29 protein-coding genes are annotated in these 26,413 nt (G+C 53.7%); 16 read left to right on the top strand and 13 right to left on the bottom strand.

The features are described 5' to 3' along the window. Window positions 1-18: 18 nt before the first annotated feature. The 5 genes from ccmE to ccmA are packed head-to-tail and all read right to left on the bottom strand — an operon-like array spanning window position 19 to window position 2,716. Window positions 19-480: a cytochrome c maturation protein CcmE gene (gene ccmE, locus HUF18_RS07320; RefSeq protein ID WP_145469384.1), complete on the bottom strand. Its 462-nt coding sequence runs from the start codon at window positions 478-480 to the stop codon at window positions 19-21. Then, the gene (ccmD, locus tag HUF18_RS07315; protein WP_145469383.1) at window positions 464-652 is read right to left on the bottom strand and encodes a heme exporter protein CcmD; all 189 of its coding nucleotides are present in this window, start codon (window positions 650-652) and stop codon (window positions 464-466) included. Before ccmD ends, ccmE begins: the two co-directional genes overlap by 17 nt. Next, window positions 652-1,398: a heme ABC transporter permease gene (locus HUF18_RS07310; protein ID WP_145469382.1), complete on the bottom strand. Its 747-nt coding sequence runs from the start codon at window positions 1,396-1,398 to the stop codon at window positions 652-654. Before HUF18_RS07310 ends, ccmD begins: the two co-directional genes overlap by 1 nt. 5 nt (window positions 1,399-1,403) lie before the next feature. After that, on the bottom strand, window positions 1,404-2,072 hold the full coding sequence (gene ccmB / locus HUF18_RS07305) for a heme exporter protein CcmB (protein ID WP_145469381.1): 669 nt from the start codon (window positions 2,070-2,072) through the stop codon (window positions 1,404-1,406). After that, the gene (ccmA, locus tag HUF18_RS07300) at window positions 2,069-2,716 is read right to left on the bottom strand and encodes a cytochrome c biogenesis heme-transporting ATPase CcmA (protein WP_145469380.1); all 648 of its coding nucleotides are present in this window, start codon (window positions 2,714-2,716) and stop codon (window positions 2,069-2,071) included. The genes ccmB and ccmA overlap by 4 nt, the downstream gene beginning before the upstream one ends. A 114-nt stretch (window positions 2,717-2,830) precedes the next feature. Between ccmA and fliK the strand changes: the two genes are divergently transcribed. Both fliK and HUF18_RS07290 read left to right on the top strand, forming a co-directional pair. Next, on the top strand, window positions 2,831-4,822 hold the full coding sequence (fliK, locus tag HUF18_RS07295) for a flagellar hook-length control protein FliK (RefSeq protein ID WP_225691686.1): 1,992 nt from the start codon (window positions 2,831-2,833) through the stop codon (window positions 4,820-4,822). A 10-nt stretch (window positions 4,823-4,832) separates the two neighbouring features. Continuing rightward, entirely contained in the window at window positions 4,833-5,120 is a 288-nt protein-coding gene (locus HUF18_RS07290) for an EscU/YscU/HrcU family type III secretion system export apparatus switch protein (protein WP_225691685.1), read from the top strand. Window positions 5,121-5,189: 69 nt separating this feature from the next. Here the strand turns inward: HUF18_RS07290 and HUF18_RS07285 are convergent, their stop codons facing one another. Then, complete coding sequence (locus HUF18_RS07285) at window positions 5,190-5,852, bottom strand: TetR/AcrR family transcriptional regulator (RefSeq protein WP_145469377.1); 663 nt, start codon at window positions 5,850-5,852, stop codon at window positions 5,190-5,192. A gap of 224 nt (window positions 5,853-6,076) precedes the next feature. Between HUF18_RS07285 and hemN the strand changes: the two genes are divergently transcribed. Together hemN and HUF18_RS07275 are read left to right on the top strand one after the other, a co-directional pair. Next, window positions 6,077-7,456 carry an oxygen-independent coproporphyrinogen III oxidase gene (hemN, locus tag HUF18_RS07280; protein WP_145469376.1) on the top strand — a complete coding sequence of 460 codons (1,380 nt, stop codon included), beginning with the start codon at window positions 6,077-6,079 and terminating at the stop codon, window positions 7,454-7,456. Then, on the top strand, window positions 7,425-8,012 hold the full coding sequence (locus HUF18_RS07275; RefSeq protein WP_225691684.1) for a TlpA family protein disulfide reductase: 588 nt from the start codon (window positions 7,425-7,427) through the stop codon (window positions 8,010-8,012). The genes hemN and HUF18_RS07275 overlap by 32 nt, the downstream gene beginning before the upstream one ends. Window positions 8,013-8,024: 12 nt before the next feature. On the opposite strand, the gene HUF18_RS07270 is transcribed toward HUF18_RS07275, so the two are convergent. After that, on the bottom strand, window positions 8,025-8,624 hold the full coding sequence (locus HUF18_RS07270) for a hypothetical protein (RefSeq protein WP_225691683.1): 600 nt from the start codon (window positions 8,622-8,624) through the stop codon (window positions 8,025-8,027). A gap of 114 nt (window positions 8,625-8,738) precedes the next feature. Between HUF18_RS07270 and HUF18_RS07265 the strand changes: the two genes are divergently transcribed. From HUF18_RS07265 to HUF18_RS07255, 3 genes are all read left to right on the top strand, one after another. Further along, window positions 8,739-9,500 (top strand): GNAT family N-acetyltransferase, encoded by a 762-nt coding sequence (locus HUF18_RS07265; RefSeq protein ID WP_145469373.1) that lies wholly within the window; start codon window positions 8,739-8,741, stop codon window positions 9,498-9,500. Window positions 9,501-9,623: 123 nt separating this feature from the next. Beyond that, entirely contained in the window at window positions 9,624-10,106 is a 483-nt protein-coding gene (locus HUF18_RS07260) for a DUF4442 domain-containing protein (protein ID WP_225691682.1), read from the top strand. Between the two features lie 78 nt (window positions 10,107-10,184). Further along, window positions 10,185-10,517, top strand: coding sequence for a hypothetical protein (locus HUF18_RS07255; RefSeq protein WP_145469371.1), 333 nt, complete (start codon window positions 10,185-10,187; stop codon window positions 10,515-10,517). Window positions 10,518-10,521: 4 nt separating this feature from the next. Here HUF18_RS07255 and HUF18_RS07250 read toward each other — a convergent pair whose 3' ends face one another. After that, window positions 10,522-11,460, bottom strand: coding sequence for a GGDEF domain-containing protein (locus HUF18_RS07250; RefSeq protein WP_225691681.1), 939 nt, complete (start codon window positions 11,458-11,460; stop codon window positions 10,522-10,524). 275 nt (window positions 11,461-11,735) lie between these two features. Between HUF18_RS07250 and HUF18_RS07245 the strand changes: the two genes are divergently transcribed. From HUF18_RS07245 to HUF18_RS07225, 5 genes are read left to right on the top strand one after another with little or no spacing between them, the layout of a single operon-like run. After that, a complete protein-coding gene (locus HUF18_RS07245) occupies window positions 11,736-12,542 on the top strand; it encodes a glucosaminidase domain-containing protein (RefSeq protein ID WP_225691680.1) in 807 nt (268 codons plus the stop codon). Between the two features lies 1 nt (window position 12,543). Continuing rightward, complete coding sequence (locus tag HUF18_RS07240; protein WP_186435938.1) at window positions 12,544-12,918, top strand: PilZ domain-containing protein; 375 nt, start codon at window positions 12,544-12,546, stop codon at window positions 12,916-12,918. Between the two features lie 35 nt (window positions 12,919-12,953). Then, window positions 12,954-14,138, top strand: a complete 1,185-nt coding sequence (locus HUF18_RS07235; RefSeq protein ID WP_225691679.1) for an acetate/propionate family kinase — start codon at window positions 12,954-12,956, stop codon at window positions 14,136-14,138. A gap of 7 nt (window positions 14,139-14,145) precedes the next feature. Next, the gene (gene pta / locus HUF18_RS07230) at window positions 14,146-16,263 is read left to right on the top strand and encodes a phosphate acetyltransferase (protein ID WP_225691678.1); all 2,118 of its coding nucleotides are present in this window, start codon (window positions 14,146-14,148) and stop codon (window positions 16,261-16,263) included. A gap of 3 nt (window positions 16,264-16,266) precedes the next feature. Beyond that, entirely contained in the window at window positions 16,267-17,151 is an 885-nt protein-coding gene (locus HUF18_RS07225) for an acyltransferase (RefSeq protein ID WP_145469365.1), read from the top strand. Between the two features lie 55 nt (window positions 17,152-17,206). Here HUF18_RS07225 and HUF18_RS19775 read toward each other — a convergent pair whose 3' ends face one another. Then, a complete protein-coding gene (locus HUF18_RS19775) occupies window positions 17,207-18,457 on the bottom strand; it encodes a GGDEF domain-containing protein (protein WP_225691677.1) in 1,251 nt (416 codons plus the stop codon). Window positions 18,458-18,595: 138 nt separating this feature from the next. On the opposite strand from HUF18_RS19775, the gene cysK reads away from it, so the two are divergent. Further along, entirely contained in the window at window positions 18,596-19,543 is a 948-nt protein-coding gene (cysK, locus tag HUF18_RS07215) for a cysteine synthase A (protein WP_225691676.1), read from the top strand. A gap of 46 nt (window positions 19,544-19,589) precedes the next feature. Then, window positions 19,590-20,171 (top strand): alpha-ketoglutarate-dependent dioxygenase AlkB family protein, encoded by a 582-nt coding sequence (locus HUF18_RS07210; RefSeq protein WP_225691675.1) that lies wholly within the window; start codon window positions 19,590-19,592, stop codon window positions 20,169-20,171. On the opposite strand, the gene HUF18_RS07205 is transcribed toward HUF18_RS07210, so the two are convergent. Both HUF18_RS07205 and HUF18_RS07200 read right to left on the bottom strand, forming a co-directional pair. Then, window positions 20,168-21,184, bottom strand: coding sequence for a hypothetical protein (locus HUF18_RS07205; RefSeq protein ID WP_225691674.1), 1,017 nt, complete (start codon window positions 21,182-21,184; stop codon window positions 20,168-20,170). The two genes, HUF18_RS07210 and HUF18_RS07205, sit on opposite strands and share 4 nt — an antisense overlap. A gap of 6 nt (window positions 21,185-21,190) precedes the next feature. Beyond that, window positions 21,191-22,057 carry a cation diffusion facilitator family transporter gene (locus tag HUF18_RS07200; RefSeq protein WP_225691673.1) on the bottom strand — a complete coding sequence of 289 codons (867 nt, stop codon included), beginning with the start codon at window positions 22,055-22,057 and terminating at the stop codon, window positions 21,191-21,193. A gap of 178 nt (window positions 22,058-22,235) precedes the next feature. Between HUF18_RS07200 and HUF18_RS07195 the strand changes: the two genes are divergently transcribed. Together HUF18_RS07195 and HUF18_RS07190 are read left to right on the top strand one after the other, a co-directional pair. Continuing rightward, window positions 22,236-23,093 carry a response regulator gene (locus tag HUF18_RS07195; RefSeq protein ID WP_145469359.1) on the top strand — a complete coding sequence of 286 codons (858 nt, stop codon included), beginning with the start codon at window positions 22,236-22,238 and terminating at the stop codon, window positions 23,091-23,093. A 151-nt stretch (window positions 23,094-23,244) separates the two neighbouring features. Continuing rightward, entirely contained in the window at window positions 23,245-24,042 is a 798-nt protein-coding gene (locus HUF18_RS07190; RefSeq protein ID WP_145469358.1) for a tetratricopeptide repeat protein, read from the top strand. Between the two features lie 63 nt (window positions 24,043-24,105). On the opposite strand, the gene HUF18_RS07185 is transcribed toward HUF18_RS07190, so the two are convergent. Then, window positions 24,106-25,209, bottom strand: coding sequence for a hypothetical protein (locus HUF18_RS07185; protein ID WP_225691672.1), 1,104 nt, complete (start codon window positions 25,207-25,209; stop codon window positions 24,106-24,108). Continuing rightward, the gene (locus tag HUF18_RS07180; RefSeq protein WP_145469356.1) at window positions 25,206-26,381 is read right to left on the bottom strand and encodes a 1-acyl-sn-glycerol-3-phosphate acyltransferase; all 1,176 of its coding nucleotides are present in this window, start codon (window positions 26,379-26,381) and stop codon (window positions 25,206-25,208) included. The genes HUF18_RS07185 and HUF18_RS07180 overlap by 4 nt, the downstream gene beginning before the upstream one ends. Between the last annotated feature and the right edge of the window lie 32 nt (window positions 26,382-26,413).

The following is a 26,413-nucleotide window of genomic DNA, read 5'->3' as shown; positions in this document are numbered from 1 at the left end:
CCGGACAGATTTCCCATGTCAGTATCTCGCTTCTTCTAAGGCCTGCTTACCGTTCTGGTGCGCTTTTTCCAGCGCATCCTTCACTTCCGGCGGCATATAGTTTTCATCGTGTTTGGCCAGCACTTCCGAGGCGACGAATACACCGTCCTCACCCAGTTTGCCCATCGCCACAATCCCCTGCCCTTCGCGGAACAGATCCGGCAGGATACCTTCGTAGGCAATGGTCACTTCCGACATACCGTCACTGACCACAAAGCGCACACCCAGGCCACTGTCATCGCGCACGACACTGCCCGGCTCGACCAGACCACCAGCGCGGATAGTACGGCCAACCGGCGCTTCACCACTGGCGATCTGGGTCGGCGTCATAAACAGATTGATATTCTGGCTGAGCGAATACATCAGCAGGCCAACGGCAGTACTCACACCGAGCACCATAAACAGAATCAGAGTCAGACGTTTTTTACGCTTGGGGTGCATGCTTTTTCTCCCGGCGCAGACGCTGGGCCTGCTCTTTCAGTAAACGACGACGACGCAGCAACGGCTGAGCCACATTTAAAGCAATAATCACGGCGGTCAGACCATAAGACAGCCAGACGTACAGGCCGTGGTGACCCATGGCCAGAAATTCGCTAACACTGTTGAATTCCATCAGGACTCCAGAATCTGTTTGACCCAGCTGCGCTTACGTTCGTGCCATAAAATTTCATTGCGCGTACGCAGAATGACCAGCAGAGCGAAGAACACATAGGTGGTAACAATCATGATCAGCAGCGGTATCAGCATGTCCGGATGCATGCTGGGCTTCTCCGTCAGCTTCAGCGTGGCCGGCTGATGCAGGGTGTTCCACCACTCCACTGAGTATTTGATAATCGGAATATTCACCAGTCCGACCAGCGACAGAATGGCGCCGGCACGGTAAGAACTGTCTTCAGACTCCATCGCCTGCTGCAGCGCCATCACGCCGAAATACAAAAACAGCAGCAACAGCATCGAGGTTAAACGCGCATCCCAAACCCACCAGGTACCCCAGGTTGGTTTGCCCCAGATGGCCCCGGTCAGCAACGCAATCAGACAAAAGCTGGCACCGATCGGCGCAATCACCTTCGCCACCCAGGCCGCCATTTTCATCCGCCAGATCAGATACACCGCACCGGCCACGGCCATCATCATAAAGGCACTCTGCGCCAGAATGGCCGCCGGTACGTGGATATAAATAATGCGGAAGCTGTTGCCCTGCAGATAATCCGCGGGCGCATACAGCAGCCCCAGAACCAGTCCGACCACCGTGCCGATCACCGACAGAACGGCCAGCCAGGGAATCCAGCCGGTGGTAATTTCATAAAACCATTTGGGTGATCCCAGACGGTGATACAGCTGTTTAAGCCACTGCCACATAACAACTACCGCGATAAGTTGAGTTTTAACGCCGCCGCCGAAGCAAAGGGCGTCAGACATAACGCCAGCGCCAGCATGGCGCCGAGAAAACCAATCTGGCCGTTCCAGGCCATACCAATGCCCGCATGGTACACCGCACTGGCAGCAAAAATCAGAACCGGAATATACAGCGGCAGAATCAGCAGGCTGAGTAACAAACCACCGCTGCGCACACCCGCCGTTAACGCCGCGCCGACCGCGCCAAGCAGACTGAGTACCGGAGTTCCCACCGCCAGACTCAGAATCAACGCCCAGAAAGCATCATCCGGCAGCGCCAGCATCAGCCCCAGCACCGGCGCCATCAGGGTTAACGGCAGACCACTGATACACCAGTGCACCAGCGCCTTGCCCAGCGACATCGCATACAGCGATTCTCCCGACGCCAGCCACTGCTCCAGCGAGCCATCTTCCACATCGGCTTTATACAGAGCATCCAGCGACAACAGGGTTGCCAGCAACGCGGCAACCCAGATCACGCCACCGGCAATCTTGCTTAAAAACTTAGGGTCCGGATCAACGGCCAGCGGAAACAGTGCTGCGACCATTAAGAAAAACATCAGCGGGTTCAGCCATTCACCGGGATTGCGCGCTGCCAGTAACAGGTCACGCTTAATGGTTGCGGTTACCAGACTCATGCGCGGGCACTCCCCAGTTCCAGCTGTCGCAGACTGGCAATATTCTCCAGTGCGTGGTGGCTGGTAATAATCACCGCGCCGCCACTTTCAACCTGACGCTGCAGACGGCCTTCCAGCCAGCGCACGCCGGCTTTATCGAGTGCGGTAAAGGGTTCATCGAGAATCCACAACGGGGTTGGCGCCACACATAAACGTGCCAAAGCCACGCGACGCTGTTGGCCGGCTGACAGCTGCTGACAGGTGGTTTCTTCATAACCGCCCAGCTCAACCTCATCCAGTGCCGCCCACAGCTGATCGTCACTGACGTTCCAGCTGCTGACCAGCCAGCGCAGGTTTTCCAGCGGCGTCAGCGCTTTTTTCACCGCCGCCAGATGGCCCTGATATAAACGCTGTGAAGCATAAGCAGAAAAATCATCGGTCAGAGGCTCTCCGCACCACAGCAGTTCGCCTTCATAGTCACGGTTCAGTCCGGCCAGCAAACGCAGCAGCGTGGTTTTACCGGCGCCGTTCGGCCCCGCCAGTTGCAGCAGATCACCGTTGCCAACCGCTACATCCAGCTGCTCAAACAACACCCGGTCGTCGCGTTCACACAGCAACTGCCGGGCCTGCAAGTCGATAATGGTGGAGCCTGACGTGGCGGTCATGATGAACCTTATTCGAAAAAATCCGCGGCATTATATACAAAATCCCTCTGTCAGGACGGAAGCCGCCGAACTAAGATGGGTAAAGATGCGTAAACCTTGGCCGATATCAACATTATGCAACCCGAATCCGTCCCTCTTATCTCATCCGCGACCCTGAAGGCGGCCGCTCTGAATAAGGTTCAGGCGGAGGCTGGCAAGGCTGTGGACACCCCGGCATCCGGCCATGTTCAGCAAAGCAGCACAGCTGCGACAGGCACTGCCGGGACAAGCTCAGAAGGCGCGCGCCAGTCTGCCACGCAGAATTTTAATGCCCGGGTGATCAGCAGCATCGCTACTGATGAAGGTTACCGTCTGACCCTCGAAGGCCAGGACAGCTCCGGCAAACCTCAAACCCTGCAGGTCAGCAGTCAGTACCCACTGCCACGCAATACCCGGTTAACCCTGCAATTGAGCCAGGATGCAGACGGCCAGATGCGCCTGAGCATAACGGATATAAAACTCCCGCCGCAGACCAGCCCGTTACCAGAAACCTCAGCCAGCACTCTGAAACTGGCCGCCGACGCGTTGCTGGCGAGTCTGAAAAGCAACGACAAAACCGCGGCACAGATACCTGTACCGCTAACAACTGCTGCCACAGGCAACAACCCCGGTGTCTCACAGCCAGGACAACCGGCAGGACAGCAGCCAGGACAACCGGCAGCGCCTCTGCCCGCTCTGATCAGCCAGTTTCTGGCCAGCCGCCTGCCGTTGCTGAACACAACAGCCACAACCTCTGCGTCGCTCAGCAGCATGCTGCCAGCCGGAGTAAATTCAGCCGGTATCTATACCAACCCGGCCAGAGCACAAGCGGGCAACAATACTGCCCCACTAACAGGCTCAGCAGCCGGATTGCCCGGTACGGTGACCGCGCCATCCGGTTCAGAACAGGCACCTCCCAGCGCAACTCAGATGGGATCAAGAACGGATAGTGCGCGGCTCTTATCGGGCTCCGCCCCAGCTTTGCAGCAACTATTACAGCAGCCCGAACTGCCAGCCAGCGTGCGTCAGCCGCTGCAGCAGTGGCTGAACCAGCTGCCGCAAATACCGCAGCTGCAACAGCCCGCAGCCCTGCGTGAAAGTGTGCTGAACAGTGGCCTTATGTACGAAAACAAAGTAATGACCCTGCTGCAAAGCGCACTCACACAGCCAGCTCCGGGTATTTCTGGTTCAGGTATTTCTGGCGCAGCGACACCAGACGCCGCAGTAACCTCTGACAGCAGCTCGCTGTTCCGTACCCTCTGGGCCAAAGCCGGAATGGCGCAAGCGGCGGAACATCTGCAAACACTCAAAACGGCATTACAGGCTGCAGGCAATACTTCAAATACCACTTCCGGAGCTGCACCGGTCAGTCCAGCAGATGCCTTAACAGCAGCCCTGCAGACGACGCGCGAGCGACTTGAAACAGCAACAGAAACGCCCGCTCCTGCAATCAGCAACAGCCTGCTGCAACAGATTGAGCACCTTCTGCACAGCGACACTAAAGCCGCTATGGGCAAAGCGCTGCTTGCCTGGTTGCAGGTCATTGCCCAACACCGTGGCAGAGATGGGCAGGCCTCGGCACCGCGGGAGCTGCCATTGTCATTGCCAGCCGGTCTGCGTGACAACCTGCCGGAAGGCTTTCGCCTGCTGCACAGCACCCTGGCCCAACTCGAAGTGGATCAGGCCCAGCGTCTGCAGAATGGCGGCGACAACAGCCTCAGTATTCCGCTGTATTTCCGTGATGATCAGCAGCCCAGAGAAATCCGCCTGCAACTGCAGAAAGAAGAAACCAGCAGCAGCGACAACGAACAGAAAAAAGTCATACGCTGGCGTCTGAAACTGCATTTCGAACTGCAGCAACTGGGGCCGCTGGACGTGGAGCTGGACATGACCCTGCCGCAGCTGGCCGCGACCTTCTGGTCAGAACAGCAGGACACACTGGCGCAACTGCAACGCAGCCTGCAGCCGTTACGCAGTCGCCTGCAACAGATGGGAGTCGACGTCAGCGAGTTACGTGCCCGCCACGGCCGGCTGCCGGAAACCAGCCGCAACAGCATCAGACAAAGTCTGGTGGATGTGCACAGCTGAGGAGACGAATATGAGCATTCCACAATCCCTGCTGGATGCCAGCGAAGCTATTGCCCTGAGTTATGACGGTGTCAGCGCCCCCAAAGTCAGTGCCAAAGGACAGGATGAGCTGGCTCAGGCCATTATTCAGCTGGCACTGCAGCATCAGGTGCCGGTTTACGAAAATGCCTCACTCATGCGCTGGCTCGGACAGCTCGATCTGGGTGATGAAATCCCGCAGCAGCTGTATCAGGTGATTGCCGAGATTCTGGCCTTTGTGTATGCGCTGGAAGGTAAGACTCCGGGGCAAAAGCCTTAATGCCCCGCAGCAAAAGAGCATAAAAAAACGCCGGTTAAACCGGCGTTTTTTATTTAAGCATCAGACGGCTCAGACGATACGTTCGGCCTGGCGCTCCAGCGTCGACAGTAACCAGCTGATATGCGCCTGCACCACTTCATCCGGAATCAGATCCACGCCGGCCAGCAACATTGGCAATGCGCGGTAGCGGTAGGAATCAATCAGACCGTGAATAGAAGCAACGAAGAACAACGCCAGTTGTTGTTGCGCAGCTTCGCTGCGCTCCGCCAGCGATGGCACAGCATCACTGAGCAGCGATAAAAGATGTCGTTGCCATTCTTCAACCAGACGTCCGACCTGCAGCTGAATATCCTGATCAACAGCTTCAGTTTCATCCAGACTGAGCAGTGGTGGCTGAAACATCAGCTGGTAATAACCGGGAAAGCGCTGGGCAAAGGCAATCAGCTGTCCGGCAAAAGCATAGAGAGAATCGGTGGGACTGTTACTGCTCGACATCTGCTCGTTGATATCAGCAAACGCCAGATCAAACCCACGACGGCGGGTATGAATAAATAAAGATTCTTTGTTCGGGAAGTAGTTGTAAATATTGCTCGCAGTCATTCCCAGCTGCGACGCCAGCTTGCGCATGGACAGATGATGAAAGCCAACTTCGGCCATCACGCTGGAGGCACTGTCCATAATTCGCTCACGCTGTGCCGCAATCTCTTCCGCTGTAAACGGCTTCTTTGGCATGTCCCCACCCCTTTCAAGTCTCTGCTTCTGCAGATGTCGTTATATATCGAATTTAACTATAAAACGTCTGATCTTTTGCAAAATCAAGACTGTTAGCGGCCAAAGTCGTAAAAAGTTGAATAAATGTCAATTAAACGTCACGACTGGCATCTTGATATGGCGCAAGGCCCGGCGAGCCCTACGCTCTACAATGACAGCTGATTTCTGTTACCTGTGACGACACCATGACTGAACAACTCCTGTGGGACCCTCTGCTGATCCAGCGTTACAACAAACCCGGTCCGCGTTACACCTCCTACCCGACTGCCGTTGAGTTCCGCCCGGCAACCGACGATCTGGGTGAACGGGCAGCATTCAGTCAACGTGATTCCGGCAAGCCACTGTCGCTCTATATTCACGTCCCGTTCTGCCGCCACGTCTGTTACTACTGTGGCTGTAATAAAATTGTGACCAAAGATACCGGGCGTGCCGCCCCCTATCTGGAGCAACTGAAGAAAGAAATCCTGCTGAAACGTGCCCTGCTGGATAAGAAAGCCGTGGTTGAACAGCTGCATCTGGGCGGCGGTACACCGACGTTTCTCAGTGATGACGAGCTGGTTGATCTGGTGCAGTTCCTGCGTCAGAACTTTAGCTTCAGCAACGCCGACAGCGCCGATTACTCTATTGAAATCGACCCGCGCGAGCTGCGCCCAAACACTCTGAAAGTACTGCGTTCACTGGGCTTTAACCGCCTGAGCTTTGGCGTGCAGGATCTGGAGCACAAGGTGCAGGAAGCGGTTAACCGTATTCAGCCGGAATCCATGATCCGCGCCGTTATGAACGATGCCCGCGCACTGGGTTTCCGTTCTATTAATATGGATCTGATCTACGGTCTGCCCTTCCAGACGCTGGAAAGCTTCGACCGCACTCTGGACAGCATTATTGATATGTCTCCCGACCGCTTATCGGTTTTTAACTATGCCCACCTGCCGGAGCGCTTTAAGCCACAGCGCCGTATCTGTGCCGACGATCTGCCGGGCGCCGATGAAAAACTGGCCATTCTGGGTCATTGCATCACTAAACTCTCTGCTGCTGATTACCACTACGTCGGTATGGACCATTTTGCAAAACCCGATGATGAATTGGCCCGCGCTCAGGCGGCAGGGAAACTGCACCGTAACTTTCAGGGCTACACCACCCACGGTGATTGCGATCTGATAGGCTTTGGCGTGTCGTCCATCAGCCAGATTGGCGATTACTACCTGCAGAATCAGGTAACTCAGGCAACCTGGGAGCATGCGCTGAATGATGACCGCCTGCCGACGATGAAATTGTTGATTGCCAGCGCCGAAGACAAGCTGCGGCGCACCGTAATTGCCGAACTGCTCTGTCATCTGAAATGCGAATTTGCCGCACTCGATCAGATGTTTGCCATCGACAGTCGTCAACATTTGCAAAGCAGCCTTGATGAGTTAGCACCGATGGTGAATGATGGCCTGGTAATCATCGATCAGCATGCCATCCGCATCACCGATAAAGGACGCTTACTGGTACGTAATGCCTGCATGGCATTTGATACCTATCTGCAACAACATGAGCAGCAACGATTCTCCAAAGCCATCTGAATCCTCTCCCCGCAGCGCGCGCAGCAAATGGCTGCGCCGCGCGGCCGAACTCCTTCTGTTTGTTTTACTGTTCAGCGCCCTGAGTCACTGGCTCAGCCGCCATATGCTGGATGCCGGCAGTTATGCCCCCTCACTGCAACTCCCCGTATTGCAAGGTAATCGACCAGACGCTGCCAATAGCGGCCAGAACCCCGGTAGTTATCTGACGTCCGGAGATCTGAACTGGCCTGCAGCCCATCCGCGTACACTGGTGTATTTTTTTGCGCCCTGGTGCAGTATCTGCCGCGTCAGCATGCCCGGACTCAATCTGCTGGGTAGTGAAGATCTGCGCGTTGTGGCGGTTGCGCTGGACTGGGAAACCCGGCAGGAAGTTGAAACTTTTATTCATTCGGTAGGCTTCACAGGCGAAGTTCTGCTGGGTAACAAGAGTACCGCCGAGCAGTATCAGGTACAGGGTTACCCGAGCTATTACGTGATGGACAACAACGGGGAAATTCTGCATCAGGACAGAGGACTGAGTACACCTCCCGGGCTGTGGCTGCGTACTCAGCTATAAACAGATAACGATTCAGAGCAAACCGGGTTCACCATTCCAGAAACCCCAGCTATCCCCGTCGTATTGCAGATAAACCCGTTTTTCAAACGGCTTTTGAAAGGACTCCAGACTACGGCGCAGGGTACGGGCGGTACGGAAAGCCGGATCTTTAGCCCAGAGCTGCAGGTCATCGACATACCACTGGATATAGGCCTCGGCGTAATAGTAATCACCGATCTTATAAGGGCTCGAAAGCTCAACCAGTTTTTTCAGTTTGCCGGTCCCGTAATAAAACCCTTCCTGAGTACCCTGCTCCCGGTGTTCCAGCGGATAATCGTAAATCCAGGTCGCCAGCACTTTGCGTTTACGCCGGCCGTCTTCCTCGACCTCTGCCACTCTCATCTGCTTATCACGCTGCAACAGCCCATAACGGAACAGGCCATCCAGCAATCCGGCATCTTTATCTTTACTGCTGCGCTCAATTTCATAAGGCATAGGAAAAGGGAGCCACAGCAGGGGCTCAGCCTGCAATGCACGGGAAACCAGCTCCGCAGCGGTGTTTTCACCAAGAACCGGCTGCGCAGAAACTGTTCCACAACACAGTAACAGAATTGTAATAATTAACGGTTTCATAAATCCTCCCCGTCACTTAGCATAGCCGCCCTTTAGACGAATGTCGGACTTGTCATAGAAATGTCACAGCCCTGACTTAGAGTCGCGCTGATCAACAAGATAACAGGATTGACTATGCAGCAAGCCACTGCACGCCAACAGACTGAAACCCTCGAATCGCCACTGGTTGCCCGTATTACACAGGATCCAAAGGAGATACGTCAGGCTCTCGAACTGCGTTATCGTGTTTTTGCCGAAGGCATGGGCGCCAGCCTGCCCACCGCCAGCGAAGGCATCGATAAAGATGATTTCGACGACCTCTGTCTGCACCTGATTGTAAAAGACGTGATGAGCGACCAGGTGATTGGCTACAGCCGCATCCTGACCAACGAGCTGGCACAACGCGCCGGTGGATTCTACTCCGCCACCGAGTTTGACCTCAGCAACATCGTGCTGCCGGGAAAAACCTATATGGAAATTGGCCGCACCTGCGTTGATCCGGATTTCCGCAGTGGCGCCGCCATCGGACTGCTGTGGTCCGGCATCGCTCAATTTATGTCAGCGCACAATATCGATTACCTGATGGGCTGCGCCAGTATTCCACTGAACGAAGGCTATGCCCGCACCATCGCCATTGTGAATCATCTGCGCGAAAAACACTTCACGCCCGAACACATGCGTGCTGAGCCTAAAGTGCATATGCCACGTATTGATGTCGATATCGACGGTAAATCGCTGGTGCCATCGCTGCTGAAAGCCTATCTGCGCATTGGCGTCAAAGTCTGCGGCGAGCCCTGTCTCGATAAAGATTTTAATGTCGCCGACGCCCTGATTCTGCTCGCCCGCGAAGACATCAACCAGCGCTACCTGCGTCACTTCACCAAAACTGATCTCTGACGCTGAACCGGCGTCTGCTGCTTAAGATAATCAGGGGCCTGCGGGCTCCTTTTTATTTCTGTCTTTTCCGCATCAGCCACAACCGCTAGACTGCGCGGCCGCCAATAATGCCGTGAGAAAGTTATGATTAAAAAATTCACCCAGTGGCTGACCTCTGCATCCGGTTTACGCCGCATCCTTAATGTTTACGGGCCTTATCTCGGCGCGGGTGTCAAAGTCCGCTATCTGGCCAAAGACTTCCGCGAAGCCAAAGTCGAAATGAAGCTGCGCTGGTTTAACCGTAACTATGTTGGCACCCACTTTGGCGGCAGCCTGTTCTCTATGATTGACCCGTTTTACATGCTGTTGCTGATGAACAGTCTCGGCCGCGATTACATCGTTTGGGATGCCAGCGCTGAAATTGATTTTATAAAACCCGGGCGCGGTATTGTCAGTGCACATTTTCTGGTAACCGATGCCATGCTGGCCGAAATCCGCGATAAAACCGCGAACGGTGAAAAATTTCTGCCGACCTATGAAGTACACATTGTCGATGCCGACGGCGAACTGGTCGCCCGCGCGCGTAAAACCCTGTATATCCGCCGCAAGCCTGCCCGTAGTCACTGATCAACCGCACCTGTACGGCATGATATCGACGGTCTGCTACGCTTAAAGCAGTCACCATCAATGTTGTACAGGAGCCTTATGTCCACCATGACCATCAGTCAGGCCAGCGAACTGATCTGGGACCTGATTCAGACACTGGAAGATGCCTATTGGGAAGCCAGCAACTGCGAAGAAAAAGATCAGGTCTTTAACCTGATGCAGCTGCTGAATGCAGAATATATGGAATTGCTGAAAATCAGCATTCAGGATCATCATTACGAATATGAAGTCATCAGCACCGGACTGGTTTCACTGCAGCAGGCACTGGAAGATTTCCAACGGATTGCGCTGCAGAAAACCCGGCGTCAGAGTACCTCGTCGCGCCTCAGCGCCCTGCTGAATAAACTGAGTGCCAATTTAAGCAGTAACTGAACGATCAGTGTTCCAGCAATTGGCGCACCAGCGCCAGATTCACCGTTTCACTGAATTGATTACGCCCGGCTGATTTGGCGGCATAAAGCGCCTCATCGGCAGCCGCCAATAACAGCTCATGGCTTTCATCGGCCTGGGGTTCGCACCAGGCCAGACCAATACTCACGGTCACATACTGACTCACCGCAGACGCTGCATGAGCAATCGCCAGCCCGGCGATAGCAGCCTGCAAACGCTGGGCAACCACGGCCATCCCCTCAAAGTGAACAGACGGCAGAACCAGTGCAAACTCTTCGCCGCCGTAACGGGCCACCAGATCCCGTGGCCGCTGTACCGTTTTCTGCAGACACTGCGCCACCTGAGTCAGGCAACGGTCACCCTGCGGGTGGCCGTAATGGTCGTTAAAGCTTTTAAAGTGATCAATATCCACCATCATCAGGCCGATATTACCGCCTTCCCGTTGTGCCCGGCGCCACTCCGCACAAAGAAATTCATCCAGATACCGGCGGTTGGCAATCTGTGTCAGACCATCCGTCACCGACAAGGCTTCCAGCCGTTTGCATTGTGCCCGCTGGGCCAGCTGTTTTTTTATCCGGGTCAGTGCCAGCAACGGATTCAGCGGCTTACGCAGGTAATCAGCAACCCCTGCCATAAGCGCTTCTGTTTCCAGAACCTCATCAGCGCTACCCAACAGCAGAATATCGCAATGACGGGTTTGCGGATGATTATGCCAACGGCGGCAAAAGGCCGGGAGATCTTCTTCCAGCAAGCCCTGTTCAAGAATCAGCAGATCCGGTATCTGCGAAGGCTCATCCAGCCAGTCATAAAGCTGTGCGCGATTGATCGCTCCGGTCACACAGACTTCCGCAGCCAGCAAATCCCCCAGCTGAGCCTGGAGAGCAAGGGTTTCAGCAGCAATGATGACCAATGGCTGACTGGACATAGAATCGGCTTCCTGAATATTACGTAGACAGCGCACTCCAGCGTATTTGGTGCGCCTTTATTGCTTTATCGGCAAGAATACACCAAAGCGCATAAGCGGTAACAAAAAATCACTGGACTGTGAATATAAGACAATATTCTGACTCACATGCCTTTCAATTGTGTCAATCAGCAAGACAGTTCGTTGCCGACGTTTCTTCACGCTCCGGTACTGGGGGGAATGCGTTAAATTCGCTAAACTTAGACGAAGCTTTCTTAAAAAAATCAGTTTCTTACATGCCAAAGTACTTAGCATTTATCATCATTCTGGGATTAGCCGGCTGTTGCCGGGAAGACACCCCGCAACCAGACAATGACGTCCGCAGTGCCAGCGTGCAGATACAGCCGCTGCCTGACTTCAGCAGTTACCAGAACGTTAAAGAAAAGAAAAACGCATTCTTCTCTTACCTGTTGCCGTTAATTGAAGAGGCCAATACACGGGTGCTGGCCGAGCGTCAGATCGTGGAGAAGTGGTATCTGGCGCCTGACGAATTAACCGAACGTGACCGGGCAACCTTGCAGGAACTGCTGATCAAATACCGCGTGAATACCGACGACGAAGATGAGCAGAAAGCATTGCTGCTACTGCGGGTCAACACCATTCCGCCATCACTGGTACTGGCTCAGGCCGCCAACGAATCCGCCTGGGGCACTTCGCGCTTTGCTCAGGAAGGCAACAATCTGTTTGGGCAGTGGTGTTTCCGCGAGGGTTGTGGTCTGGTGCCTGAAGCCCGTGGCGGCAGTTCGCGTCATGAAGTACGCGCCTTTGAATCACCACTGGAATCGGTCGAAAGCTATATGCGCAACCTGAACAGCCACCCGCGCTACCGTGAGCTGCGCGAGTTACGTGAACAGGAAATCGAGCAGCGGGGCTACGCCAGTGGCGAAACCCTGACCGAAGGCCTGCATGGCTACTCAACCCGTGGTCAGGAGTATATTGACGAAATTCGTAATATGATCGAACACAATAAACTGAACCGCTATGACCAGCAGCCTCTGCAGGAAAGCCTTCCCGCCGAGCAGCAACCAGTCCCCAGGGGGTAATGTGCAAGCCAATGAACGACGTTTCCGTCAACGCTACGATGCCTCTCCGCTGAAGCTGGAAATCCGCATGCTGAATTTGTTTGGCCGGCCGAAAAAAGCCCATATGGCCATCGCCCGCGATTTTGCCATCGGCGGTATTGCCATTATTTCGCCACTGAAAATGAAGGTCGGTAAACGGCTACTGATCAGCATCGAAAGCCGTGACCACCGTCTGCAAGCCATTCCCGCCGTGATTATTCGTGCTGAAGCCTCGGGAGGCGATTACCTCTACGCGCTGAAATTTGCGATGGGGCAATTGCCGGAGGTTGCCAGTCGTGGGGCTTACACCGTTCTGCAACGTCTGGAAGTTAGCCTGAAATCCGTCAGCCCGGCCTGAGCCGGGCATACATCGATAAAAGCAAGGAATCTGCTGTGAACCAATCTGTACTTGTCATCAATTGTGGCAGCTCATCCATTAAGTTTGCTCTGTACGCTAATCCCGATGAATCCGCGCCATTGCTGACTGCACTGGCCGAGCGCCTGAATGAACACCAGCCCAGCATCCGTATTCAGGGCGCTATTGAATATCAGGGTGACCTGCCCGCAGACTCCGGCCATAAAGCCGCACTGCTGAGTTTTATTGAGCGCTGTGGTTCAGTGCTGCAAAATCTGCAGGGCATCGGCCACCGGGTTGTGCATGGCGGTGAACTGTTTCATGCCAGCACCATCATTGATGACGAACAGCAGCAGCGCCTGGCGACGCTGTCCCCCCTGGCACCACTGCATAACCCAATCAATCTGCTTGGGCTTGAGCTGTGCCGCGAGCTGTTTGCCGGCGTGCCACAGGTCGCCGTATTTGACACTGCCTTCCATCAGACCCTGAGCGAGTCAGCCTACCTGTATGGCGTGCCTTACGAGTGGTATGAGCAGGATGCGGTGCGCCGTTATGGCTTCCACGGCACCAGCTACCGCTATGTCACGCAGGAAACCGCCCGCCGCCTGAAAAAAGCCCCTGAAGACTGCAACCTGCTGATTGCCCATCTGGGGAATGGTTGCAGCGCCGCCGCCGTGCTCTGCGGCCGTTCGGTCGACAGCTCCATGGGTCTGACCCCCCTGGAAGGCCTGGTTATGGGGTCACGCTGTGGCGACATTGACCCAGGCCTGATTGAACATATGCAGCGCAGCCGTAATCTGTCACTGGAGCAGATCATGCACGAGCTTAACCGCAACAGTGGCCTCAAAGGTTTGTCTGGTTTAAGTAACGATATGCGCACCCTGCTCGCCGCCGAGGCCGAAGGCCATGAAGGCGCGCACCGCGCAATCCAGGTATTCTGTTTCCGCGTTGCCCGTCAGTTTTCCGCTTTGGCAACCTCTCTGCCAACCATTGATGCCGTGGTCTTTACCGGCGGTATCGGCGAACATGCCGCACCGGTACGCCAGCGTATTCTGGCCGCCTGGCGCCTGATGAACTTCCGTCTCGACAGCGAACTGAACCGTTGTCACGGCGATGAAAACGGACGCATCAGTCAGCCCGGCTCACCGCTGGTTATGGTGGTACCGACCTCAGAAGAGCGCATGATTGCCCTCGACACTTACCAACTGATTGCTGCGAACTGAACCTCTGATGATCAATATTTTTATTGCCCCAACCGGGCTGGAAAGCGGACTCACCACCATCAGCCTCGGTCTGATCCGCGCGCTGGATGCGCAGGGTCTGAAGGTTGGCTTCGTTAAGCCGGTTGCTCCGGGCTACGCCGCCAGCGAACGTTCAAGCCATCTGGTGCGCACCGTACTGCACCTGACAACCCCTGATCCGATGCATCTGAATCTGGTACAGCAACGTATCAGCGACGGCATGCTCGACCGTGTACTGGAAGATGTAATCGCCCTGCACGATGAAGTCAGCCGCGATTGCGATGTGGTACTGATCGAAGGGCTGGTGCCTGACCGCAGCGAACCCTACACCGCCAAACTCAACGCCGAGATGGCGAAAGCCCTGAATGCAGAAGTAATTCTGGTGGCCAGTGGCCGTAACCGCAGTCCCGCCCAGATACAATCGGAGCTGAAGCTGCAGGTTGGTATTTTTGGCGGCTCTCAGGCCAATCTGATGGGCTGCATTATCAACAAAGCAGGTAAAGCACCCGCTCAGCAGGCCATTCCCTCCGGCGAACTGATGTCTCAGGACGCAGGGGTCAGCCAACAGGAACAGGATGCTTTCTGGCAGCTCAGCATGAAGCAATGTCCGGTACTGGGCGTTATCCCCTGGAAAGCCGAACTGGTCAGTCCGCGCATACTGGATATTGCCCGAGCTCTGGATACTCAGACCCTGCACGAAGGCGAACCTGACCGGCGCGTACTGCGCATTGCCCTCTGTGCCCGCACACTGGGCAATATGGTGGATGTCCTGCGTCCCGGCACGCTGATCGTAACCCCAGGCGACCGCGACGATATTATTGTGGCTGCAGCCATGGCCGTCAGCAGCGGTATTCCGCTGGCCGGACTGCTGCTGACCAGCGGACTTCAACCCGGCGAACAGGTTATTAACCTCTGCCGTCCGGCACTGCAGACCGGTATTCCGGTACTGCAGACCCGCATGGATACCTTTACCACAGCCCAGCAACTGACGCAGATGGATACTCACGTGTCCATTGATGACGTTGACCGGGTACAACACATCATGACCACCGTTGCCGAGCACCTGAATATTCCGGTACTGATGGAACGTCTGGGCCAGCCCCATGCTTCACGCCTCAGCCCGGCGGCCTTCCGCTATCAGATTGTTGCCAAAGCGCGTGCCGCACAAAAGCGTATCGTACTGCCTGAAGGCGAAGAGCCACGAACCATTCAGGCGGCGGCAATCTGCCAGCAACGCGGTATCGCCCAGTGTGTCCTGCTCGGTGATCCGGAGCGTATCCACCAGATCGCCCAGGCCAATGAGGTTGAGCTGCCGGAAGGTCTGCAGATTATTGAACCGGCCAGCGTACGTGCCCGCTATGTACCCGGCATGGTCGAATTACGCAAACACAAGCAGCTGACCGAACCTATGGCGCTGGCGCAGCTGGAAGATAACGTGGTGCTCGGCACGATGATGCTGGCGCTGGATGAAGTGGATGGTCTGGTATCCGGCGCAATTCATACCACTGCCAACACCATCCGTCCGGCACTGCAGCTGATTAAGACAGCGCCCGGCGCCAAGCTGGTATCTTCCGTCTTTTTTATGGGACTGCCGGATCAGGTACTGGTTTACGGTGACTGTGCAGTCAACCCTGATCCGGATGCTGAGGAGCTGGCCGATATCGCCATGCAGAGTGCCGACTCTGCCATTGCCATGGGCATTCCCGCACGCATTGCCATGCTCAGCTACAGCACCGGTAAATCCGGCAGCGGCGCCGATGTGGAAAAAGTGCGCGCGGCCACCGAACTGGTACGCCAGCAGCGCCCTGAATTGCTGATTGACGGGCCCTTGCAGTACGATGCAGCTACCACGGCGAGTGTGGCGCGCAGTAAAGCGCCGGACAGCCCGGTCGCAGGGCAGGCAACCGTACTGGTATTCCCGGATCTGAATACGGGCAATACCACCTATAAAGCGGTACAGCGCAGCGCCAATGTCATCAGCATCGGACCAATGCTGCAGGGCCTGGCCAAGCCGGTAAACGATTTGTCCCGTGGCGCACTGATTGAAGATATTGTTTACACCATCGCTCTCACCGCGATTCAGTCACAACAAAATAAAGGAAAATAATAAATGCTTGCGGTTATTACCGGTGTTATTGCCAGCCTGTTGTTGTTTATCAACATCGTGTTCTGGTGCTCCCTGCTGTTTATCTTCACCTTTGTAAAAATCATTATTCCCGTGCCATTGGTACGCAAAGGCGTCACCGCGATTCTGACTGCCATTGCCAATGCCTGGGTCAGCTGTAATTCCGGCTGGATGATGCTGACACAGAAAATGAACTGGAATATTCAGCGGCCGGTAAGTCTGGATAAAAAGGGATGGTATTTCGTTATCAGCAACCATCAGAGCTGGGTAGATATTATCGTGCTGCAACATGCGCTGAACGGCCGCATTCCGTTGCTGAAGTTTTTTCTTAAACAGGAACTGATCCGCGTTCCGGTAATGGGCGCGGCCTGGTGGGCACTGGATTTCCCGTTTATGAAACGCTACAGCAAAGCGTATCTGGAAAAGCATCCGGAAAAACGCGGACAGGATCTGGCGACAACCCGTAAAGCCTGTGCAAAATTCCGCGAAATGCCGACCAGCGTGATGAATTTTCTCGAAGGTACGCGCTTTACTCAGCGTAAACACGACGATCAGGACTCTCAGTTTCAGCATCTGCTCAAACCCAAAGCCGGTGGTATGGCCTTCGCCATGAATGCGATGGGTAACCAGTTCCGCTCAATTCTGGACGTAACCATTCACTATCCGGATGGAATTCCGACGTTCTGGGACTTTTTACAGGGAAAGATGCAGCGTTGTACTGTGATTATTAACGAAAAGCCGATCCCGGAAGAATTGCTGGATGGTGACTACGAAAATGACGACACCTACCGCCTGCACTTCCAGCAATGGGTACAGCAGCTGTGGGAAGAAAAAGACCAGCAACTGAGTGCTCTGCATAACGCCAGCTGAGTGCACCTTGCTATGCCGGTTAAATAATCGCCGGTAAGGTAATCAGCAGACAGGCTCAGGCCGCAACCACCGAGTTGCGGCCCTGATCTTTAGCCTGATACAACATCCGGTCGGCGATACGCAACAAATCGTCACTGCTGTTTTCCGCCGTTGGAATCATACTTGCCACGCCGGCGCTGATGGTTGCCACAGAAAACTCTGAGGCTTCATGGCGGATACCAAGAGCAACAATACTTTCACGGATTTTTTCAGCCATATAAGCCGCTTCACCCAGCGCTGTATCCGGCAGAATAATAATAAATTCCTCTCCGCCATACCGGGCACAAAGATCACCAGGCCGCTGGCAGAATGAAGCCATATTACGGGCAATATCGTACAAGCAGCGATCACCCTGCTGATGGCCATAACGGTCGTTATAATCTTTGAAATTATCGATATCGATCATAATCAGGGCCAACGGCCGTTGCGCCCGCAGGCAGCGGCGCCATTCGCTGGCCAGACACTCTTCCAGATAACGGCGGTTGGCTATGCCGGTCAGGCTGTCAGTGGTCGACAGCAGATGCAGTCGCCGGGTCAGGTATTGCAAGCGCTCTGCTTCCAGCGCCAGTAAGCGGTTTTTCATATAATCGCTGCGCGCAGAAGACTCTATGGCATAAGCCAGATAAGCCCCCATACCGATCAACAACAGCCAGAACAGTACAAACAGTGGCATAAAAATATCAACGATGGCCCCCAGCTCGGCACTGAGTTCCGGTGCATCACTGATCAGCAGCATCATTACGTAACAACTCAGCAGCGATACCGAAACAATCAGCATAGAGCGGTAACTCAACCGCAGCGCCACCAGAGTAAATACCTGAATAGGTATCAGCCCGAGATGGTAAGCATATTTCAGGGCATCAGGAATCAGCTGAATAAAAAAGATAACCGACAGCCCCGCAATAAAAATTCCGCTGGCGGCAATGGTCATCATGTGAGTAGCAAAACGAGAGCGGGGAATCCACCACAGCAAAGCAAACATGGAAATCGTAATCAGCAGGCGACAGGCAAAAATCAGCCCGGCGTTATCCCCGCCCAGATAAAAGTCTGACCAGGTAAAGCCGAGGTAAAACAGCAGGCCAGCAATGATAATTTTCTGATCGATTTCCAGAAAACGCTGATTACGGAATTCCAGATAACGTTGTTCAAGGCGGCCAGGGAAGCGTAAATGATGACGGCCCTGTTCGAGGATGCCAGAGAGGATATTGATCTGCTCCTCTACTCGCTTTAAGGTGTCACTGTCTTGCTGACTGCTGATGTTTGGCACCGGTTCTCCCACACCCGCCTGCTGGTGTTGACAGAATCCACCAGAACACGGCAAAGCTGAAGTTATTTTTTGTGACATAAGACACGCTATCTCCATTTTAGACAATATCCTGACACGTCCATGTTCATGCGAGGTTCTATGAAGGTTTTTGAAGATATCAGCCAATCCATCGGAAATACGCCGCTGGTACGCATTCGCCATCTGACTGATCACCCGGCAATCTATGCCAAGCTGGAAAACCGTAATCCGGCGCATTCCGTTAAATGTCGCATTGGTGCCAATATGATCTGGCAGGCCGAGCAGGATGGGCTACTCAAACCGGGAATGGAAATCGTTGAGCCAACCAGTGGGAACACCGGTATCGCTCTGGCGTTTGTCGGAGCAGCCCGCGGCTACAAAATTACCCTCACCATGCCGGAAACCATGAGTATGGAACGCCGTAAGGTGATGATGGCTCTGGGCGCTAATCTGGTGCTCACCGAAGGCGCCAAGGGTATGAAAGGTGCAGTTGAGGCCGCAGAAAAACTGGTCGCCGAAGCACCGGAGCAGCGCATTATGCTGCAACAGTTCAATAACCCGGCCAACCCGGCCATCCACGAAAAAACCACAGGGCCGGAAATCTGGAATGATACCGATGGCCAGGTGGATGTTGTGGTTGCAGGGGTCGGCACCGGCGGTACCATCAGCGGCATCTCGCGCTTTATCAAACAACATAAAGCCATCACGTCGGTGGCGGTAGAGCCTTCAGCCTCTCCGATCATTACCCAGACACTGGCCGGCGAAGCCATCAGTCCTGGGCCTCATAAAATTCAGGGAATCGGTGCCAACTTTATTCCCGGCAACCTTGACCTGAGCATGATTGACCGTGTTGAGCAGGTTGATAATGACGCTGCCATGGCCATGGCCCATGAGCTGATGTCAAAAGAAGGCATTCTGGCCGGTATATCCTGTGGAGCAGCCATGGTGGCCGCACTGCGCCTGGCGCAGGAGGATGCCTTTAAAGACAAGAAAATCGTCGTTATTTTACCGGACTCCGGTGAACGCTATCTCACTTCACCATTGTTTGAAGGTTTCTTTGACAAGTAACCCGGCGGCACCCATATGGCGGCTCCGCACGGAGTCGCCTGACCTATTGCTCGACGGTTTGCTGCACTACCACCCCGCTCTGCTGGAGCCTGAACAGGCAAACGCTCTGTATCAGCAATTGCTGCATGAAATTCCCTGGCAACAGGGCCGCGTTTTTATTTACGGACGCGAGCACATTATTCCGCGTTTACAGGCCTGGCACGGCGATCCCGGCATCTGTTACACCTATTCCGGGAAAACCCTGCACGCAGATCCCTGGACACCAACACTGCAGATTCTTTGTCAGCAACTGAACCAGCTAACCGGATTACAGCTGAATGCCGTGCTGTGCAACCTGTACCGTGACGGTCAGGATTGTATGGGCTGGCATGCTGACGATGAGCAGGAATTGGGCGAAAATCCGCGGATTTTGTCACTAAGTCTGGGCGCAGAGCGGGATTTTGCCTTACGCCGTAAAGGCAGCAGCCGTCAATCGGGAATCCTGCCACTGGCCAGCGGCAGCCTGCTGGATATGCAACCCGGTATGCAGAGGCACTGGCAGCACAGCCTGCCCAAACGCGCACGCATCCGGCAGCCACGCATCAACCTTACTTTCCGCACGATTTATCCGCTTAAGCCCGTAATTTAATCGCGGGCAATCACAGATTCCAGACGGAACATAATAACCGGGGTCGTGCCATAATCTTTGTCACGATGCCAGATAAATTCCGGTGCCACCTCAGCAAATACCCAATTGCTGTATACCTGACGGCGATAACGAACACCGGCATGATAGGAATAAAAAGTTGTATCAAATTCGCTGTCGCCACTGGCCCCGGCCACAAAACCCAGAGCCGCTTTACTGCTCAATTCATGATAGAGCCCGGCGTCATACGAAAGCTTAAAATATTCATCATTCAGTTGATAACCGGCCTTGGCATTAATGCGGAATAACTTCTCCGTATTTAATGGATAATCCATCTGCAGACGGGTTTCCTCTCCCCAGCCATCGAGAGAGAAATAAAACAGTGTCTGTGTCGCTTTCAGTTCCCACTCGGATAAATAGGCATAGCGCCGGGCGCGGAAACGCACAAAAGGATTAGGCGGAACGCCCCAGCGGATACCGGCATCCACGTTGGTTTTCCATTGATCGGATTCGCGCACAATAAAACGCAGCGCCGCCGTGTAATTCACGTTTTCAACACTCTCTATCGGATCCGCTTCGCGGTTATCTTCATCTTCCGAATCGAGCAGTAAATTCAGCCGTTCATTGGTATGCGGCAATACCAGTTTTACACTCAGGCCGAATTTATAATCCACCGGGTCGCCTAAAACCCGCCGGGTGTAAAACGACAGCTTGGCGCGGCTGCCCTTAACATCATCGTCCGTAATTTCTTCACTGAAAAAAGAGTCGACAAAGAACGTATCAATATTACCGGACAACCGGTTCAGATAACCGGCCAACCAGTCCTTTGAACGATCCAGCATCGCCGGATCAACCGTAGTCTGAGCGGTATAAGGAGGCTCTTCAGCAACAGGAACCGTTACGACCGGTGCGATCAGTTGCTCACTGTCACCTTGCAGAAAGGGTTCCGGACTGAGCGCCGATGCTGACACGGAAAGTGCCAGTCCCAGCAATACCAGCCATCCCCGCCAGATCATCTGCGTTCAGACCGGATCGTGGTGAATAATAATTTCGGCACGGGGAAAACGTTCCAGAATGCGTTTCTCAACGCGATCCCCGATAGCATGTGCGGACTTCAGCGGTTGCAGCGCATCCAGCTCCAGATGAAATTGAATAAACTGCAGCGCCCCTGCTTGCCGTGTACGTAAATCATGAAACCCACGCACGCCTTCACAGCTGTTAATCAACGCTTTCAGCTCGGCCTCATCCTCATCCGGCATGGCCTGATCCATCAGCACCTGCAGCGCTTCTTTGACAATGCCGTACACGCTGTAAAACAACACACCGGCAATAGCCAGCGCCACAACCGGGTCAAACCAGTATTGCTGCCAGTAAGCTGCTATTAACGCCATAATAACCGCCACGTTGGTCAGAATATCACCGTAATAATGGGCAGAGTCGGCTTTAATCGCCAGCGATCCGGTCTGACGGAAAACCCAGCGCTGATACAGCACAAGGCCGATAGTGGCGAACATCGAAAACGTCATGACACCGATGCTCTCTCCCAAAGCAGTCAGCGGTTGGGGGTTAAGCAAACGATCAAATACGTGTAATAACAGCACCACCGCCGAGCCCAGAATAAAGGCAGACTGAATCAGCGCCGCCAGACCTTCAGCTTTACTGTGCCCGAACGGATGATCATCATCCGCCGGCATCAGCGCATAACGTACGGCAAAAAAATTCACCAGTGATGCTGCAATATCCATTAAAGAATCGAGCATAGATGACAACACACTGGCGGAATCACTGATAACCCAGGCGAAAACTTTAGCTAACAACAGGGTCACAGCAACCAGAACCGATGCGCTGGACGCACGTTTAATCAAGACAGCATGAGAAGTCACAGTCATTACAGATTCATTAACAGTAAACACAGGATTATGCCAGATTGGCCTGGGCAGATCAGACTTTTTAGCGCGAAAAGTGGTAATTTGCCACAAACTGAAACAGGATGGCGCCTGCGCCTATTGACCCATCAGAGGCATCTTGGTCTTATTATCGGCCGGACTGTCCAGAACGAGCCAAACCATGACCATAAAAAATGCTCTAGTCGTTGATGATTCCAAATCCGCCCGCATGATGCTGCAGCGCCTGCTGGGTAAAATTAATGTACAGGCCGATGCCGTCGACAGTGCCGAAGCGGCGCTCAGTTTTCTCGAAAGCAGCCAGCCTGACGTCATCTTTATGGATCATATGATGCCGGGTATGGATGGTCTGGAAGCAACCCAGCTGATTAAATCCAATCCCCGTACGGCTACCATTCCGACCATTATGTATACCTCCAAAGAGGGGCAGGAATATCAGGAAATGGCGTTGTCTCACGGAGCTCATGGTGTTCTGGCCAAGCCCGCCAGCCATGAAGCCGTTATGGCCGTCATTCAGTCTCTGGATGAGCCGGCCGCCAATGATGAGCAAAAATCTCAGTCCCCGGCCATTGCACTGGTTGAAATTGATAAGCTCGTACAAAAGCATCTGCGTAATGCTATTGCTGAAGCTAAAGCAGAAATCAGTGCCGGCCTGGATGCCACGACACAACAACTGCAAACCCACCAGACCCATCAACTGGATCTGATTCAGGCGCGCATGCATCAGCAACAGGAACGCTGGCAACTGGAAGTTAATAAGACACTGACAGAACAGGCGTTATTTCAGAAAACCCGGGTAATGAATCAGCGCCTCGCCGTTACGGTTGCCGACAAACTGGACAAGAAAAATGCTGACGACCTGATCGCCATCATGAAAACCAGCCAGACAGCACTGGAAGCAACACTCGCCACTACCCGCAGCGAATTACAGAAAGAGCTGCAAAAAACAGCTATCAGGGCTGCCACCGCTGGTGCAGTTATTGGTGCTCTGGCCGGAATTACTGCTGCATTTTTCCTCTGATTACCATCTTGCCAAAGCCCGCCAGCCGGGCTTTTCATACCCTGGTCATAAATAACCAGTATATGGCCTGACTATACCTTTCCATTCCGAAGGGTGCTGATTACACTAGCCGCTCTCACCAGACTCTAAAAATATGATCAGGGATACGATAATGATCAAAGCCATACTGACAGCGGCAACGGTTGCCATACTGACCGGCTGTGCAGCAGCAACACCTCTGCTTATTGCTGAAGCAGGTGGCCACCAGGTGGCCCGCTACGATGAAAATATAAAAGTCCGTGCAGCAGCAGCGTTGCAGGAAGAGCCAGACCTGCTCACCTTTTCTGTACAGGCCATCAGCCGCGGCAAAACTGAACAGGCCGCCAGCACCTATATGAAAGGCTACAGCGATCCTGACTACAGCAGTAACATGAAATCGCTGGCGATTTATCAGGTGGCCTTACTCTACATGAACCGCTACAACGATCAGCGCGATGACCAGAAAGCACTGGCCTACCTTAAACAGCACCGGATTGAATTTCCTGACTCGCGTCTGAAAGAAAAAGTAATCAAGCGTATTCAGGTTATTGAAGCCCGCCAGAATGAACCGGTACAGCTATCGGCCACACAACTGCTGAAACAGGTTGATCGCAGTAAACTGCTGAAAACGGACAACACACCGTTTGACGCTGAACTCACTCCGATGAGCGAGCGGGCGATTACCGAAGCCCGGGTTGCCGATGCTGAAGCGGTTTATCTGATTCTCTACGATAATAAAGCTTCGTCAGCTGAAATGCGGGCCAAATCCCTGTACCAGCTGGGTCTGATCTATATGAGTCCATATAATCAGGCCGGCAATAATCAGAAAGCACTGGCCTACTTCCGTAAGATTGTGCAGGAATTCCCGCACGTATCTGTTGCTCCACGGGCCAACCAGCGCATCAGCGAACTGATTAACCGCCAGGATTAATGGTATTTACTGATAATAAAAAAGGCCCTGAATAAGGGCCTTTTTTATGGTTAAACCATCACATCAGAATGACCAGGTGACATCCTTTTCATCTGCGACACACTCTTTGAAATCAGCCAGCACATCATCGTGACAAATAATTTCCTGCAACAGAATCTGCTCGCCATCGACATATCCTTTCAGCAATAACCACTGGTCATCATCAATGTAGTTATCCAGATCAGAGCACAGCGAATTACTGCTGCAGTTCATATTCGCGGCGCCATCGTAACCGGTAATAACCCCCGCATTATTCGCCGCCAGCGCACTGCCACGCAGAATAAATTTAAACGGATAAGTACTGTTGGCTTTATCATCCGGGCTGCTGTCGTTTTCCTTCAGTACCGCTTTACTGATGCTGCCGCCCGAGGACAGGGTTTTGACCACTTTCAGATCATATTGTTTACCCCAGACCGGAGTGAAATTACTGATATCACCAGAGAGCTGTAACAACGAGAAATCGTCAGAACTGTTTACCCGATACAGCAGACACATTGCAGCCTCAGCCAGACCACACTCTGACTGAAAGTGTGCCACCGTCCAGCTGACCGTGCTTTCTCCGGAACAATCGTTGGAGAAATCCTTTTCACTGGCACTGCACAACAGAGAGGTCAGAGTTACGGCACCGGCACTGGCTGTGAATTCCAGCTGCAAAGCATATTGCGCATCCACGGCACTTTTAATCTGCGCACAATAGCTGCCACAGGCAAAAGTAATTTCATCTCCCAGAGACCAGGTCGTGTCATTCTGGGGAGTGAGCACTCCGGCGCGACTGTACAGGGTTAAAGCGAAGGCTTCATCAGCAGGATTAACCGCCGTGGTAGTTTTTACCGCGCGGAATTCATAAGCGCTGTCTTTACCGCTGCTGTTAAAACTGGTGTTCACAGTAACGCTGTAGCGGTTGCCCCAGACAAAGCTGCTGAAGCCAGTAAACGGAAGATCGGCGGTTTTCCAGCTGTCGGTAGTTTTTTCACGCACCCGGAAGCACAGCTTGCTGTCATCCTTATCACACTGCACTTTGTAATAATCCACCAGCAGTGTTTCTTCCTTATCTGTCCACTCCCGCCCTAATTCCGGACAACCGGTCAGAGTCAGACAGGCCAGAGCCGGGATCCATAATGTTTTCATTCAATGCTTCCTGATTGCGGTTCACTTGTGCTTACCGCTGCCATTTTCTGTAATAACGGTGCGGCATAGGTCTGCAGAAGGCGTTTACGGACCGGACGGTCCAAGCCCTGCAAGCGCAGCAGCAGCTGTTCATGTGTTGCAGTGACCACATCACCACAGACAAGTTCGGTTGCCAGCGAAAATTCCTGCTGCAACAAATTCAGAGCCGATTGCTGCACCGGAAGGATCTCACACATTTGTTGCAACTGCAGGTCAATAGCAGCAGCCATCGTATCGGCCGAAACCAGTTCTTCAGTGTTCAGCGGCCGGCCAAAATCGACATAAATACGCCCCTTGGCCCCGGTCAGCCCCAGCAGGATGCTGCGCGTATCTTCATCATCGCTTTTTTCATAACGGCCGGTTTCTGCACGGGTAACCAGCTCCTGTGCTTTCTGTACATCACAGGGGTCCCATTCATACTGAATAGACACCGGCACCGGACACATGGCTGTCATCGTCGCGGTAAAATCCTCACCGCGCTCACGGCCATTAAGCGCCAGCATTTTAAGTACCGCAGTATCGGTTCTGTCGATGCCATCTTTGGCGCGCCCTTCGCGCTGAGCAATCCAGACGGAATGACCGCTCTCAAGCGAGCTGCGGATATAGGCAGATAGCTTTTGTAATTCACGCAGTTTTTCACGTTTATTGGCAATGCTGCGCTTAACCACAAAACTTTTGTTAAGACGCATAATATCGGCAACATCCGGGTGCCCCAGCAGATTATCGCCAATCGCAATCCGGCTGGTCGGCCAGCCGGCGTGATGCAGACTGTAATTAATCAGAGTCGGATCCATGGCAATGTCTTTGTGGTTGGAAATCCACAGATAGCTTTTGTCCGCCGATAAATGTTCCAGCCCCCGGACCACAATTTCATCGGTTGATTTTTCCAACAGCCCCGCAATCCACGGAGCCAGCCAACGCTGAAAGGCTTCAACGGTCTGAATATGTGCAGTACGACGGCGCAGATACCAGCCAGCCAGAGGCAACAATGCCTGTCTGAGCCAGGAAGGCAACGCGGGAAAACGATATTTAACCAATGCGTGCTGCAGAGTTCTGGCGTGAGTCAGACGCTGAATAACACGCCTGACTTCATCGTCATGATAAGGGCGGATATCGGAATATAGATCCTGCATGTAGTCTCACTGTTATCGGGGCAAAAATAAAA

It is taken from the genome of Thalassolituus sp. ST750PaO-4 (assembly GCF_020320405.1).
Lineage (GTDB): Bacteria > Pseudomonadota > Gammaproteobacteria > Pseudomonadales > Oceanobacteraceae > Venatoribacter > Venatoribacter alkanivorans.
This window is presented reverse-complemented; position numbering and strand designations above follow the sequence as displayed.

Bases quoted from the DNA above. Each gene is read 5' to 3' on its own strand.
- ccmE (WP_145469384.1), bottom strand. From the start codon at position 480: ATGCACCCCAAGCGTAAAAAACGTCTGACTCTGATTCTGTTTATGGTG.
- ccmD (WP_145469383.1), bottom strand. From the start codon at position 652: ATGGAATTCAACAGTGTTAGCGAATTTCTGGCCATGGGTCACCACGGC.
- HUF18_RS07310 (WP_145469382.1), bottom strand. From the start codon at position 1,398: ATGTGGCAGTGGCTTAAACAGCTGTATCACCGTCTGGGATCACCCAAA.
- ccmB (WP_145469381.1), bottom strand. From the start codon at position 2,072: ATGAGTCTGGTAACCGCAACCATTAAGCGTGACCTGTTACTGGCAGCG.
- ccmA (WP_145469380.1), bottom strand. From the start codon at position 2,716: ATGACCGCCACGTCAGGCTCCACCATTATCGACTTGCAGGCCCGGCAG.
- fliK (WP_225691686.1), top strand. From the start codon at position 2,831: ATGCAACCCGAATCCGTCCCTCTTATCTCATCCGCGACCCTGAAGGCG.
- HUF18_RS07290 (WP_225691685.1), top strand. From the start codon at position 4,833: ATGAGCATTCCACAATCCCTGCTGGATGCCAGCGAAGCTATTGCCCTG.
- HUF18_RS07285 (WP_145469377.1), bottom strand. From the start codon at position 5,852: ATGCCAAAGAAGCCGTTTACAGCGGAAGAGATTGCGGCACAGCGTGAG.
- hemN (WP_145469376.1), top strand. From the start codon at position 6,077: ATGACTGAACAACTCCTGTGGGACCCTCTGCTGATCCAGCGTTACAAC.
- HUF18_RS07275 (WP_225691684.1), top strand. From the start codon at position 7,425: ATGAGCAGCAACGATTCTCCAAAGCCATCTGAATCCTCTCCCCGCAGC.
- HUF18_RS07270 (WP_225691683.1), bottom strand. From the start codon at position 8,624: ATGAAACCGTTAATTATTACAATTCTGTTACTGTGTTGTGGAACAGTT.
- HUF18_RS07265 (WP_145469373.1), top strand. From the start codon at position 8,739: ATGCAGCAAGCCACTGCACGCCAACAGACTGAAACCCTCGAATCGCCA.
- HUF18_RS07260 (WP_225691682.1), top strand. From the start codon at position 9,624: ATGATTAAAAAATTCACCCAGTGGCTGACCTCTGCATCCGGTTTACGC.
- HUF18_RS07255 (WP_145469371.1), top strand. From the start codon at position 10,185: ATGTCCACCATGACCATCAGTCAGGCCAGCGAACTGATCTGGGACCTG.
- HUF18_RS07250 (WP_225691681.1), bottom strand. From the start codon at position 11,460: ATGTCCAGTCAGCCATTGGTCATCATTGCTGCTGAAACCCTTGCTCTC.
- HUF18_RS07245 (WP_225691680.1), top strand. From the start codon at position 11,736: ATGCCAAAGTACTTAGCATTTATCATCATTCTGGGATTAGCCGGCTGT.
- pta (WP_225691678.1), top strand. From the start codon at position 14,146: ATGATCAATATTTTTATTGCCCCAACCGGGCTGGAAAGCGGACTCACC.
- HUF18_RS07225 (WP_145469365.1), top strand. From the start codon at position 16,267: ATGCTTGCGGTTATTACCGGTGTTATTGCCAGCCTGTTGTTGTTTATC.
- cysK (WP_225691676.1), top strand. From the start codon at position 18,596: ATGAAGGTTTTTGAAGATATCAGCCAATCCATCGGAAATACGCCGCTG.
- HUF18_RS07205 (WP_225691674.1), bottom strand. From the start codon at position 21,184: ATGATCTGGCGGGGATGGCTGGTATTGCTGGGACTGGCACTTTCCGTG.
- HUF18_RS07200 (WP_225691673.1), bottom strand. From the start codon at position 22,057: ATGACTGTGACTTCTCATGCTGTCTTGATTAAACGTGCGTCCAGCGCA.
- HUF18_RS07195 (WP_145469359.1), top strand. From the start codon at position 22,236: ATGACCATAAAAAATGCTCTAGTCGTTGATGATTCCAAATCCGCCCGC.
- HUF18_RS07190 (WP_145469358.1), top strand. From the start codon at position 23,245: ATGATCAAAGCCATACTGACAGCGGCAACGGTTGCCATACTGACCGGC.
- HUF18_RS07185 (WP_225691672.1), bottom strand. From the start codon at position 25,209: ATGAAAACATTATGGATCCCGGCTCTGGCCTGTCTGACTCTGACCGGT.
- HUF18_RS07180 (WP_145469356.1), bottom strand. From the start codon at position 26,381: ATGCAGGATCTATATTCCGATATCCGCCCTTATCATGACGATGAAGTC.